This window comes from Terrisporobacter othiniensis (assembly GCF_000808015.1).
Taxonomy (GTDB): domain Bacteria; phylum Bacillota; class Clostridia; order Peptostreptococcales; family Peptostreptococcaceae; genus Terrisporobacter; species Terrisporobacter muris.
Window position 1 is genome coordinate 1 of record NZ_JWHR01000021.1, and the last position, 14355, is coordinate 14355.

General features: G+C 28.3%; 13 protein-coding genes and 1 pseudogene. 1 reads left to right on the forward strand and 13 read right to left on the reverse strand.

Annotated elements, in window-relative coordinates; genetic code table 11:
- The 12 genes from QX51_RS01615 to QX51_RS01665 form a co-directional block, all read right to left on the reverse strand.
- The coding region (locus tag QX51_RS01615) for a DUF2812 domain-containing protein (protein WP_039678167.1) at positions 1-883 on the reverse strand (883 nt) is incomplete at its 3' end.
- Between the two features lie 108 nt (positions 884-991).
- Positions 992-1807 (reverse strand): hypothetical protein, encoded by an 816-nt coding sequence (locus tag QX51_RS01620; protein ID WP_039678168.1) that lies wholly within the window; start codon positions 1805-1807, stop codon positions 992-994.
- Positions 1801-2499 carry an ABC transporter ATP-binding protein gene (locus QX51_RS01625; protein ID WP_039678169.1) on the reverse strand — a complete coding sequence of 233 codons (699 nt, stop codon included), beginning with the start codon at positions 2497-2499 and terminating at the stop codon, positions 1801-1803. The genes QX51_RS01620 and QX51_RS01625 overlap by 7 nt, the downstream gene beginning before the upstream one ends.
- On the reverse strand, positions 2500-2868 hold the full coding sequence (locus QX51_RS01630; RefSeq protein WP_039678170.1) for a GntR family transcriptional regulator: 369 nt from the start codon (positions 2866-2868) through the stop codon (positions 2500-2502).
- A gap of 255 nt (positions 2869-3123) precedes the next feature.
- A complete protein-coding gene (locus QX51_RS01635; protein ID WP_039678171.1) occupies positions 3124-3738 on the reverse strand; it encodes a flavodoxin family protein in 615 nt (204 codons plus the stop codon).
- A gap of 169 nt (positions 3739-3907) precedes the next feature.
- Positions 3908-5317, reverse strand: coding sequence for a branched-chain amino acid transporter BcaP (locus QX51_RS01640; RefSeq protein WP_039678172.1), 1410 nt, complete (start codon positions 5315-5317; stop codon positions 3908-3910).
- Positions 5318-5602: 285 nt separating this feature from the next.
- Positions 5603-5725, reverse strand: a complete 123-nt coding sequence (locus QX51_RS21535; RefSeq protein ID WP_330376023.1) for a hypothetical protein — start codon at positions 5723-5725, stop codon at positions 5603-5605.
- A gap of 127 nt (positions 5726-5852) precedes the next feature.
- Positions 5853-7916 carry an ATP-binding protein gene (locus QX51_RS19260; RefSeq protein WP_161791884.1) on the reverse strand — a complete coding sequence of 688 codons (2064 nt, stop codon included), beginning with the start codon at positions 7914-7916 and terminating at the stop codon, positions 5853-5855.
- A complete protein-coding gene (locus QX51_RS01650; protein ID WP_039678173.1) occupies positions 7898-8104 on the reverse strand; it encodes a PAS domain-containing protein in 207 nt (68 codons plus the stop codon). Before QX51_RS01650 ends, QX51_RS19260 begins: the two co-directional genes overlap by 19 nt.
- 181 nt (positions 8105-8285) lie before the next feature.
- Positions 8286-10196, reverse strand: a complete 1911-nt coding sequence (locus QX51_RS01655; RefSeq protein WP_242842671.1) for an ABC transporter ATP-binding protein — start codon at positions 10194-10196, stop codon at positions 8286-8288.
- Positions 10180-11925 (reverse strand): ABC transporter ATP-binding protein, encoded by a 1746-nt coding sequence (locus tag QX51_RS01660; protein ID WP_039678175.1) that lies wholly within the window; start codon positions 11923-11925, stop codon positions 10180-10182. Before QX51_RS01660 ends, QX51_RS01655 begins: the two co-directional genes overlap by 17 nt.
- 88 nt (positions 11926-12013) lie before the next feature.
- Entirely contained in the window at positions 12014-12460 is a 447-nt protein-coding gene (locus QX51_RS01665; RefSeq protein ID WP_152607193.1) for a MarR family winged helix-turn-helix transcriptional regulator, read from the reverse strand.
- 196 nt (positions 12461-12656) lie between these two features.
- Between QX51_RS01665 and QX51_RS01670 the strand changes: the two genes are divergently transcribed.
- Complete coding sequence (locus QX51_RS01670; protein ID WP_052232816.1) at positions 12657-13733, forward strand: ComEC/Rec2 family competence protein; 1077 nt, start codon at positions 12657-12659, stop codon at positions 13731-13733.
- Positions 13734-13914: 181 nt separating this feature from the next.
- On the opposite strand, the pseudogene QX51_RS01675 reads toward QX51_RS01670, so the two are convergent.
- A pseudogene (locus tag QX51_RS01675) lies at positions 13915-14355 on the reverse strand (AAA family ATPase); the annotation flags it as partial.

The following is a 14355-nucleotide window of genomic DNA, read 5'->3' on the forward strand; positions in this document are numbered from 1 at the left end:
ATAAATATCCTTCACTATTTTCCTCTCCTAAATTATCATCATAATAATGTGTTGTATCATAAAAAGAATAATATTTAGCTAAAAATGACTTGTATATAGTTGATTCACTATCACGTTCAGATTGAATTTTTATATGGTAATCTTCCAATGCTATAGGTAAACTTTCTTTTGAATGGGAAACTCTTGGAGATATTCCAAATCCATCAAATAAAGTTATTGCTAAATTTAATATTAATAAGGTTATAAGCATATAAAAATATCCTACACTAAATACAGATATTATTTTTATCTCTCTTAGATTTCTATGTCTAAATCGTTTTTTTACAAAATAGTTTAAATACCAAATTATTCTTAAAAATAAAAATATGGCTAAGCATATTAAAACTAACATTCCAAAAATATAAAAACTAACTCCTATATAACTTGATATAAATTCCATATAAGATGAACCCATATAATAGTCCTTATCTTTAAAAATGTAATTAGCTAACAATATAAAAGCTACTAAATAAATCACATCAGTTATTACGAGTGATTTTATACTTTCAGCAGGCTTACTTTTAATTTTCTCTTTATTATTATCCTCTGATATACATATCTTAAAAATATCGTTTCCACAAATATATTCCCAGCCAAGTTCCCTACAGTATTCTATATATGTGATTTCATTACTATAATTATCTCCGTAAAAGTCTCTTCCCACAGGATCAACATTATATTTTAAATTTCTTTTATCTGTTTTTTCAAAAGTCAAATGATAATTTTTTATCTTCTTTAACAACCATCCTTCTTTTATCATTTCATTTAGATATTGTTCCAAAATTTCAGCGTCAATTTTGTTAAAAGTTAAAAATGATATTTTTTTATTTTCCCCAATTTTCATATACTCTTCTCCATTCAAATGCTTTCTTTTCTTATTTATAATAGTAGCAATTTTAATTGAATTAATCCATATAAAAAGACTTGGAGTAATTCTCCAAGTCTTTATTTATTATTCAAGATTTAATTTTTTATTCAAAATCCAATTAGTTAATAAAAATAATACAACTCCTATAACAATACTTATTAATAAATCAACTGATAAATATGCATAAGATGAAACAACAACATTATTTGTAAGTTCTATTTCTGTCACTCCACCTAAAAGATTACTTCTCACAAAGTGTTGAATATTACTAACAATCAAATTTATTATGAAGAATAATATTACTCCAGCGGCTACTCTGTGCTTACTTAACTGTGGTAATTGACCAACAGATAAAGCCAAGTATATTGTTAATACAAATATACTATAACTTACTAACATACTTAGTATTATATAAACAATAAACTCTGAACCTTCAACAAATATATTTTGTAGTGATAATACGTTAAAAAGTTCTATTAATTCTTTTAAACTGATGTTTTCACCTATTAAACCTATTATTGTAAATGATAGGATGGCAACAATACCACTAATAATTGCATAAATTAAAGCCACTAAAAACTTTGATAATATTAGTGAGCTACTTTTTACAGGTAGTGTAAACATTAAGTAACCTTCATCATCTAGTAAATTTTTCTTAAATCTTTGGATTGTAAGTACTATGGTAATTACAAATAGAGCAACAAATAACGCAACTAATACTAAAGTCAATATTGATTGAGTATTTAAAGCGTTGGGATCCATCATAGCCCCGCCTTCATCTTTAAGAGAAGAACCAATACTTACACCATTTGCTATAGCTAAAAATAATATTCCTATATATAAAGGGAAAAATACTCTTCCACAAGCTTTAAATTCATATTTCATTAATTTACCTAACATTTGAATTCCTCCCTAAATAATGCATCTATAGATTTTCCTTTTTCTTCTCTAATTTCGTCCACATTTCCTTGGAGTACTATTTCACCACTTGATATAAATATTACATCATCACAAATATTTTCTATTTCACTAATTAAATGTGTTGCTATTAATAAAGTTGAATTCTCGTTATAGTTAGTTAATATAGTCTTAAGTATATAGCTTCTTGCTGCTGGATCAACACCGCCTATAGGTTCATCAAGTATATATAAATCCGCATTTCTGGACATTACTAAAATTAACTGAACTTTTTCCTTTGTACCTTTAGACATGGTTTTTAACTTTTCATTTTTATCTATTTTTAAACTTTCAATCATTTTATCCGCTTTTTCCATATCAAAGTCTTCATAAAAATCTTGGAAAAAACCTAATATATCTTTAACTTTCATCCAATCATTTAAATAAGTTTTCTCTGGTAAATAAGAAACAACTTTTTTAGTTTCGATAGATGGCTTTGAACCCTTTATTTCTATGCTACCCTTATCTGGTTGAAGTAGTCCATTCATTAGCTTTATCATTGTAGTTTTTCCGCTACCATTAGGTCCAAGTAGGCCTATAATTTTACCCTTTGGAATATTTAAATCTACTCCTTTTAAAACATCTTTATTACTGTAACTTTTATAAACATCTCTAAACTCTACTACACTCTCCATTTAGTTTTCCTCCTTTATATTAGAAATCACTAGCTCAATTATTTCTTCTTTGCTAAAACCAAACCTTTCTAAGGTTAATCTTAAATTTTTTATTTCCTCACTGGCAACTTCTTTTTTCATAGATTTAATTTTCTCCTTATCATCAGTAACAAACCTTCCACTAGTTCTTTTGCTAAAAACTAAGTTTTCTCTTTCCAGCTCTGCCAATGCCCTTTGCATTGTATTTGGATTTACCTGTGCATCTTCTGCCAAACTTCTTACAGAATCTATTTTTTCTCCAGCTTTAAATTCTCCTGAGATTATTTTCGATTTTAATTGTTCCACCAATTGTATATATACAGGCTTATTATTATCAATAGTCCAACTCATTTTTTCACCACCTCATTGTATTAATGATTTAATACAATAGTACAATAATACAATTTATTTATCAAGCACTTTTTGAAATATAGTTTTATATAAAAAATAATAAAGCCCTAAAACAAGCTTATTTGCTTATTTCTAGAGCTTTATTATTTTGATTATTATTAAATTTAAATTATTAAAAACTAATAAATAACATATTGTATTATTACAGCAATACAATATGTTTATTAATTTTGAGCTTAATTTATTATCATTATACTATCTAATAAAATTAGTAGCTACTCTTTTTTCTCTTTGTGGTAATTCTTCCTTAGAATTTTTCATAGTTTTTATCATCCAAGCCATATTATTTCCTAAAGTTCTCATAACTTGAAGACCTTCTAAATCTTGTTTAGCTTCCTCAGCGGTATTACCATGAATAGAATTCCAATATTGAGATGATACAACTGGCATTTGATTTATTGTAAAGTATTTATTTAAACGATCAAATGTTGCACTTGCTCCTCCTCTTCTACAACTTACTACTGCAGCTGCTGGTTTATTAGTCAACAAATAAGATGCAGAATAAAATAATCTATCTAATAAAGCACATAAAGATCCATTTGGTCCTGCATAATAAACTGGTGACCCTACAACAATTCCATCAGCCTCTTTTATTTTTTCAAATAAATTATTGTAAACTTCATCATTAAAAGCACATTTACCAGTTTCATAACATTTTCCACAAGCAATACATCCTTGCATAGCCTTCATACCTATATGAAATATTTCACTTTCTATGTCATTATTATTTAAAGCTTTTGCAACTTCACTTAATGCAGTGTAAGTACATCCATTTTTATGTGGGCTTCCATTTATTAATAATACTTTCATTATAACATCCCCTTTATAAATTTTATCCTTTACTTATATATTCTAGTATAATTTGTAAAATTCTTCAAACTTTAAACAAACAAACTACTAGGTATTTTTATATGTACAAAGTTTTTTAGAATAAAAAAATAGGAGCTAGCACTATATTTTAGGCATAGCCCCTCTGCTGCTATTCTATTTTTTCACTTTCTGTTTTGTTCAATCCACTATGCTTATAACCATAAAATGCATATACTACAAATCCTATAGTAATCCAGATTAAAAATGCAATCTTTGTAAAAGTTGGAAGTTGAAATATTAAGAATAAACAAAATCCAACTGCAAGTATTGGAACTACAGGCACAAAAGGAACCTTAAATGGTCTATTTAAGTCAGGTCTAGATTTTCTAAGAAGTATAACAGATAAAGATACTACAACAAAGGCTGCCAATGTACCCATATTAGTTAATTCTGCTACCTTTCCTATTGGTAAGAATCCAGCCACAAGAGCTGTTGCAACAAATACTAATACTATACTCTTGTTAGGTGTCCCTCTTTTTTGTGAAACTTGACTAAATACCTTTGGAATTAATCCATCTCTTGATAAAGCGTAGAATAATCTAGTACTACCATACATCATAACTAATATAACAGAAGTTATACCACAAATTGCACCTACTGAAACTAATGCAGATCCCCAACTAATACCTACTTTTGCCAAGGCATAAGCTACTGGCGCTGCGTTATCCTTGAATTCTAAATAAGGAACCATTCCTGTTAATATGGCAGAAACTACTATATATAGCACTGTACATATTAACAAAGAACCTATTATTCCTTTTGGTAAATCTTTTTGTGGATTTTTAACTTCTTCAGCTGCAGTTGATATGGCATCAAATCCAATATATGCAAAGAATACTATTGCAGCTCCTGAGAATACTCCACTCCAACCATAAGGCATAAATGGATGCCAGTTTGCAGGTTCAACATGACTAAATCCTAATACAATGAATAATAAAACAACCGAAATTTTAATTATTACTAGTATATTATTTAATTTTACACTTTCTTTTGCACCAAGCAATAGTAATCCTGCTATTAGAGACAATATTAATATTGCTGGTAAATTGATTATTCCTCCACTTCCTGGTGCTGCAATTAATACTTGTGGTAAATGGATACCAACTAAGTTTAAAATATTGACCATATAGCCTGACCATCCAATGGATACTGCAGCCACAGCTACACAATATTCCAAAATTAAATCCCACCCAATTATCCATCCCCATATTTCTCCAAGACCCACATATCCAAATGTGTAAGCGCTTCCTGAGATCGGTATCATTGCTGATAGTTCTGCATAACATAATGCTGCGAAAGCACATGCCATTCCTGATATGATAAATGATAATACCAAAGCCGGCCCTGCATAATCTGCTGCTGCTACACCCGTTAAAACAAATATTCCTGTACCTATTATTGCCCCAATTCCCAACATTGTTAACTCAAATGCACCTAAAACCTTTTTTAAACCCTTTCCTTCTTGACCATGACTTATTAAATTTTCAACTGGCATTTTTCTAAAAACATTTGATCTCATAATTACTCCTCCTTAATCATTTTTTAATATACTTTTTACTTTGGCAATCTTTAGGCTACATTTTTTATTGATTTATTCTATGTGTTTTATATTAAGTTATGGTTAAGCTGAGGTTAAGAATAAATTAATTTTCTAATAATTCTGATAACTTATTTTTACATAAACTTTACATATAAAATACCATGGATAGTTAAATAAGTTCATCCTCTATTTGAAACGTTTTTCATACTAAAAAAAGCGTACAATATTGTACACTTTCAAATTATTTTTTATTTAATTTTTCTACTATTCCAGTTCAAATGCTCCCATATATAACTGATAATACTTACCACCTTTTGCAACTTCACTTAATGCAGTATAAGTACATCCATTTTTATGTGGACTTCCATTTATTAATAATACTTTCATTATAATATCCCCTTTATAAATTTTATACCTATACTAGTTTATCACTAATAAGTATAATTCTATAGTATGAAGGTTATTACTTCAACTTACATATTATTTCTTTATAAAATTTATATAAACTTATATTTTACATACTATATATATCAGAAAACTCTATATTACATCTTTCAACATGTTTATTTTTTCTGTCGATATCATATTCTTCATTACTTCCTTCTTTAAATTTAATAGGAATAGTAAATACAAATTCTGAACCTTTTCCTTCTTCACTATACACACTTATACTTCCACCATGCATTTCCACTAGATTTTTTACTATGGATAGCCCAATTCCGCTACCTTCACGTCTCCTAGTTAATAAACTGTTCACTTGTTCAAATCTATCAAAAATAACATTTAATTTTTCCTGTGGTATACCAATACCATTATCTTTTATGGATACAATAACATTTTCTGATGTTGTTTTAATATTCACATTAATAAATCCACCTTCTGGAGTATACTTTACTGCATTCGATAAAATATTTAGCATTATTCTTTCTATTTTGTCTGGATCACAATAAGTAATAACTTCTTCTTCATCTGTATCAAATAATAGATTTATTTTATTATTTTTTGTATAAACAACTACAGATTGAGTTATATCTTCTATTACATTTATAATATTCTGATTTGAGCATCTAAGGTTATATACTCCTATATCCATCTTATTTATATCAATAAGATTGTTTACCAGTCTCAATAATCTATAGGAATTTTGTTTTATATACTTACAATGTTTTTTTAAACTTTTAACATCAATATTATTATTCTCTATATTTCTACTAATTACCTGAGTAGTACCTAATAAAATATTAATTGGCGTTCTAAATTCATGAGACATATTTGAAAATAATTCATTCTTTGCCACTTCCAATTTTACGGCTTCTTCCAATTTTCTTTTTTCGTTTTCTATTTCCAACTTTTTAGTAATATCTCTAGCAACTGTTATATAAAGTTGTTGATCTTGTATATATTCACTACTCCATTCAAGGTAAATATCTTTTCCATTTTTATGTCTGAATTTAATAATATCTCTAGTCACTCTTCCTACTAAATCAGATTTTTTTACTTTATGAAAATCTTGTACCTGTTTTGGGTCTATAATATCAGTAATTTTCATGGATAGTAATTCTTCTTCACTCCATCCTAGAACATTTTCCCAGCTATTGCTTAAACGTTTTATATAATTATCAGCTCCCACTATTGCCATCAAATCTACTGAAATATTTAAGTAACGTTCTAGCTCTTTTTCTGTATACTTACGTTTATTACTTTCCATGCATACTTTTTCAGACAATCTTATATTTTTAATTGTCATGGCTATTATATTACATATATGTATCATAAACTCATCACAATTAAATCTTGGATAATTACCCTTTTTATAACTTATTCCTATTAATCCAATAAATTCATCATGCAGTTCTATAGTATAACTTCCAAAATAATCAAAATCATCAACCTGTAAATCATCTTTATTTAATATCATATGCAATTCTTCTTTGGCAATAATTGAGTTACAATAAGGTCTGTATATATGTGATTGCAACTCTTTCTTTTTCAATGTTATAAATTCATCCTTCTTTAATGGCAGTGCTATACTTCCTAAATTTATAGTTGACTTTAAATGCTCCTCTTTTTCATTATATATTAGTAATGACATTCCATCTGCTTTTGTATACTCAAATATATGTGTAGCAATGTCACTTAATGATTTCTTTGGATCATAGTTATATTTTTCTATTTCTTTTAAGTTCTTTCCAAGTATTGCTGTATTGTAATTTTTGTACAGCTCTTCTGATACGGCTTTTGTTAAGCTAATATCTTTACATGTTCCTACAATATATTTTGGATTTTCATTATCATCAAATATTGGTGCTTTATAACTTTTGTACCAACATTCATGACTTCCAACTATTGCTCTTTCATTAAATATTTTTGGTCTTTTAATCTTGAAAACTTCACTATTATTTTTTTCATAATTTTTATAAGTTTCATAATTCCAATGTTCATTATTATAAGTTTGAATTATATCTTCCTTCTTCTTATTTAACAAATCAGCATAAATTTTATTTACATATAAATATTGTCCTTTATCACTAACAATAAATGCAGAAGTATCCATATTATCTAAAAGATCTTCCAACATATCCATAGTATATTGTTTTTGTTTGCTTTTGTATTAATATTATTTATTAATTTACTCATATTAAAGTTTAATACTTCATCCATACTATAATTTAATCTGTTTAATAAACTTTCATTACAAAAAATCACTTCTCCATCAAAATTTAAGACTAATATATAATCACTAATTTTATTATATATTGATAACATATTTATTCCCCTTTTAATCACTTTTTAAAAAACCCTAATATTAATACATATTTTACCACAAATCTACAAACCTTAGTAGGATAATACACATAAAATTTTATATGATTAAAAAATTTATTTTATTGATACTAAAAAAGACTTTATATAAATATATATATAAAGTCTTTTCCTTTAAATTATTCTACTCTAGTTCAAAAGCTCCAGTGTATAGTTGATAATACTTACCACCTTTTGCAATAAGAGATTCATGATTACCCCTTTCAATTATTCTTCCCAGCTCCAAAACCATAATAGCATCTGAGTTTCTAACTGTTGATAATCTATGAGCTATAACAAAAGTTGTACGTCCAAGCATCAAACTATCCATGCCATCTTGAACTAAATGTTCTGTTCTTGTATCTATACTACTTGTTGCTTCATCAAGAATTAATACTGGAGGATTAGCTACCGCTGCACGAGCTATGGCTAGTAACTGTCTTTGACCTTGACTTAAGTTTCCACCATCACCAGTAAGTACTGTGTCATAACCTTTAGGTAATCTTTTTATAAATCCATGGGCATTGGCAAGTTTTGCAGCTGAAATTACTTCTTCCTCAGTGGCATCTAATTTTCCGTATCTTATATTGTCTGCCACAGTTCCTGTAAACAAATGTGTATCTTGTAAGACTATTCCCAAACTTCGTCTAAGATCTGGCTTTTTAATTTTGTTTATATTTATATTATCATATCTAATTTTACCATCTTGTATATCATAAAAACGGTTAATTAAATTTGTAATTGTAGTTTTACCTGCTCCTGTTGCACCAACAAAAGCAATCTTTTGTCCTGGCTCTGCGTATAATTTTATATTGTGAAGAATTGTTTTTTCATCATTATATCCAAAGTCCACATCATTAAATACCACATTTCCTTGAAGTTTAGTCAGTGTTAAACTACCATCACTATGTGGATGCTTCCAAGCCCAAGTTCCTGTTACTTCTTCACATTCAGTTAAATTACCATTCTTATCTTCTTTTACGTTTACTAAAGTAACATATCCTTCATCTAATTCACTTTCTTCATCCATCAAATTAAATATCCTCTGAGCACCAGCCAAAGCCATAACTACTGAGTTTAACTGCTGACTCACCTGACTTATTGGTTGGTTAAAACTTTTGTTAAGTTGTAAAAAAGATGCTAGGCCTCCAAGAGTAAACGAAGTAAATCCTGTTATTGCTAAGACAGAACCTGCTATGGCACAAATTACATAACTTAAATTTCCTAAATTTACGTTTATTGGCATAAGTATGTTAGCAAATCCATTAGCATTGTTTGCACTGTCAAATAATTCTTCATTTAGCTCATTAAATTTATTTATACTTTCTTCTTCATGACAAAATACTTTTACAACCTTTTGCCCATCCATCATTTCTTCTATATATCCATTTAACTCACCGATTGATTTTTGTTGCTTAGCAAAATATCCACCAGCTTTTCCTGCTACTTTTCCTGTGACAGAAACCATTATACTAACCATAATAACTGTAAGAATAGTTAAAGGTATATTTAAAATTACCATACTTATAAATACACTTATTATATTTGCCACAGAGCTGACTAATTGTGGTATACTTTGACCAATCATTTGTCGAAGAGTATCTGTATCATTTGTGTAAATACTCATTATATCTCCATGAGAGTGAGTATCAAAATATTTTATAGGTAAGCTTTCCATATGAGTAAATAAATCCACACGTATTTTTCTTAAAGTACCTTGTGATACATTAACCATTATCCTATTGTAGGCGTAAGTCATTAGTGCTCCTGCTATAAATAATAAAGCTAGTTTAAATAAAGCTATTCCTAATGGTCCAAAATCCGGGTTAGATTGGTTAATCATAGGAAGAATATAATCATCTATTAAAGTTTGCATAAATAAAGTTCCCTTAACATTAGCAAAGGCAGAACCAAATATACAAATTAAAACTACGATACAATGAGGTGTGTAATTTTTTAGAATTATTCCCATTAATCTTTTAATTATTTTTAAAGGATTTTGATTAATTTCTGTAGGTTTTTTAATCATCATTTCTTTTCTATTTTGCGATTTCATATTCTTCATCATCTCCCTTCATTTGAGAATTATAAACATCAGAATATATTTCATTATTTTCTAGTAATTCTTTATGAGTACCAAATCCACTTATTTTACCATCATCTAAAACAAGAATTTTATCAGCATCTTTCACACTTGATATACGCTGTGCAATTATTATTTTTGTTGTATTAGGTATTTCCTTTGCAAATGCAGATCTAATCTTAGCATCTGTTGCTGTGTCTACTGCACTTGTTGAGTCGTCAAGAATTAATATCTTAGGTTTTTTAAGTAATGCTCTTGCAATACATAAACGTTGTTTTTGACCACCTGATACATTTGTTCCACCTTGCTCTATAAATGTGTCATACTTGTCTGGTAATGTGTCAATAAACTCCTCTGCGCAGGCAAGTTTACAAGCCCTAACTATTTCTTCATCACTAGCATTTTTATCTCCCCAACGAAGATTTTCTTTTATTGTTCCACTAAACAACACATTTTTTTGTAAAACTACTGATACTTCATTTCTTAAAGTTTCTATATCATAAGTTCTAACATCTTTTCCACCTACTAAAACTTCACCTTCACTCACATCATATAAACGTGATATTAAACTAACTAAACTTGACTTAGAAGAACCCGTTCCTCCAATTATTCCCACAGTTTCTCCTGATTTTATATGAAGGTCAATATCTTGAAGTACGTATTTCTCACTTCCCTTTTTGTAAGCAAAACTAACATTATTAAAATCTATGTCTCCATTTTCTATTTCAAAGTCAGGAGTATCTGGATTAGTAAGATCACTTTTTTCTTCCAAAACTTCTGCAATACGCTCTGCCGAAGCTTTTGACATGGTAATCATGACAAATACCATAGATAACATCATTAAACTTATCATTATATTCATAATATAACTAAATAAACTTACAAGTTGACCTGTCGTTAAAGCTCCACCTACTATCATTTTTGCACCAAACCATGATAAACCTAATATACAAGCATAAACACTTAACATCATAACTGGCATATTGCATGATAATATACTTTCAGCCTTAACAAATAATTTATAAACATTGTCTGCAGCTTTTTCAAATTTTTTCACTTCATAATCTTCTCTTACATAAGCTTTAACAACACGAATTGCATTTACATTTTCTTGTACGCTAGCATTTAAATCATCGTACTTTTGGAATACCTTTATAAAAATAGGATGAGCACTTCTTATGATTATTGCTAAACAAATTCCTAAAAATACTATAGCTACAAAAAATAATGAGCTAAGTTTTGGACTTATAGATATACACATTATTACAGCACAAATTAGCATCATTGGCGCACGTGTACACATACGAAGTATCATTTGATAGGCATTTTGCACATTTGTTACATCCGTAGTCATACGAGTAACAAGACCTGCTGTTGAGTATTTATCTATATTAGAGAAAGAAAAACTTTGTATATTTTCAAACATTCCTTTTCTAAGATTTTTTGCAAATCCTGCACTTGCCTTTGCTGCAGTTTTTCCATTTAACACACCAAATAATAATGAAAACATGGCCATAAGAACCATTATCCCCCCTACTATGAATACATGGTTCATATTTCCATCTGACACACCTTTATCTATTATGGATGCCATAAGTAAAGGAATTAAAAGTTCCATTATAACTTCACATATAACAAAGATTGGTGTTAATATGGATGTTTTTTTATACTCTTTTACTTGAGCACTTAAAGTTTTAAGCATAATATCTCCCCCTTATAAGTAAGTAATTATTTATTTTTGTAAGCTCCCTAACAATATTACTTAAATTAAAGCTGCTAAAAGTAGCAGCTTATTTTTCCAAATTTGTTTTAACTTGTTTCATTACTTTAAAAAATACATCTAAATCTTCCTGAGAAATCCCCTCACAAAGCATTTTTTCATGCTCTATTATTCCTTCAGTTATCATTTTCCCTATTTCAATGGCTTTAGGTGTTAGAACTAATTTTTTTAGTCTAGCATCATGAGGAACTGCTTCCCTAGTAATTAAATCATTTTTCTCCATCAACTGTAAAATCCCCGTAGCAGTTGAGCGTCGAACAGAAAACTCCTCTTCTAAATCACGTTGGAAAATATCTTTTCCTTCATGCTCACTTAAATAACCTATTACCCATCTTTGCATTCCTGTCAAATTTTCCAGTTTTTTATGAACGGGTGAAGATTCAAAGTTTCGTTTTAAAAGATTATGTACAGTTTTAATTTCGAAGCCAACCATTTTTTCTTTGTTGATTTGAAACACCTCTTTTCTGTTAGGATACTAACAGAATACTTCTTTAAATAACATTTGTCAATGAATTAAATATGAAATCATGTTGTTGAAAATATTTGTATAATTATATAAATTAACCAATATTATTGTAATAATTCACTGAAAATCATTTAAAAATGTCGTTTGAAAATGTATAATATTACTAGAAATGTGAGGGGGAATCAAAATGAAATTAAGTAAAAAATTATTATCCTTAGGACTGGCTGTTCTTATGACTGCTGGAACTTATGTAAACTCATATCCTGCAAAAAAACAAGATATGACAATCGAATTTATTAATGTGGGAGCTGGAGATGCCATATATATTGAAACACCAAGTGGTGATGATATATTAATAGATGCTGGAACAGCTGGCAATGGCAAAAAGGTAGTAAATTATCTTAAAAGCCAAGAAAAATCCATGGACTTAGAATACGTTATATCTACTCATCCAGATGCAGATCATGTAGGTGGTCTAAAATATGTTTTCCAAAATATGAAGGTAAAAAAATTCTATTATCCAAAAGATACATCATATAGTACTAAAACTGCAAAAGAAGTTTTAAGTTTAGCTAAAAAAGAATCAGGATGTAAAATTTATGATGCTAAAAGTGGAACAAAATTAAGTAGTGGTGGAGCTAAATTTGAATTTGTACATAGTATCAAAAATTACTCATCAGACAATGAAGACTCTGTAATGACTTATATTGACTATGGAAATTTAGAAGTTTTATTAACTGGTGACGCAGAAAAGGGTGCAGAAAGTGCAGCAAAAAAATATAATGTGGATATTCTTCAAATGCCACATCATGGCTCTGCTGGATCTTCATCTTCTTCTTTTATAAAAAGATTTGATCCAGAAAAAATAATCATAAGTACTGATGGTAAAAAATATGGCCATCCTTCTGCAAATGCTTTAAAAAGATATATAAGTTATGACAAAAATATAGATGTTTATAGAACTGATAGAAATGGAAATATTAAAATTAACGCAAACGGAAAGAAATGGTGGGTAAAAACTAATAAATATTCATCTCAAAAAGTAACTGCTACAAAACCTGGAAGTGGCTCAACTTCTTCTGGTAGTTCTTCTAATGGTAGTTCTTCTGGTTCAGCTACTAAATATGTATATGCTAATGGAGGATCTTCTTCTTCAAACAAATATCATAAAAGCGCCACTGCCCATGGAATGAAGGATGCCATAAAAATGAGCGAAAGTACTGCAAAGAAAAATGGATACATAGCCTGTAAAACTTGTTATTAATAATCATACATAAAAAGCTACAAAAATAAATAGTAATTCTTTATAATAAAAAATCCGCTTTCTCTTGAACAAACTGTTAACAAAACATTTTGTTATCACCTTAGGCCACTGCATAGCCCACATGAGTAAAGCGAATTTTTTATTTATCTTATAGTCAATCTTTCATAATTAATTTTTATAATTAATTCTTTAAAAGATCTTCTTTTAAAAGATTAAATTCATCTTTATTAATTAATTTCAAATCCAGTAAATTTTTCAATTTTAATAGTTCATCTATGCTATTGATATTTCTTTTATAATATAATTTACTCTCACTATATGATGTTTCATCAAAAACATTATTATCATCATATTTTATATTATGAACAGATTCCTTCATAAGATTTTCTTTTACAAATTGTTCTTTGCTTTTTCTTATATCTATTTCATTAATAAGATTTATGTTTTTGCCTATGATTTTATCATTATAAACTCTTATACTTTGTATTCTCACCACTTTATCTAAAAATTTTGTAATCATCAGTGCATTTTTTACACTAAGATCAGATATATTAGAAAGATCTACTATGGATTTTCTTAATTCTTCTTCTCCATCTTGATTTATTTCATAACCTCTATAATT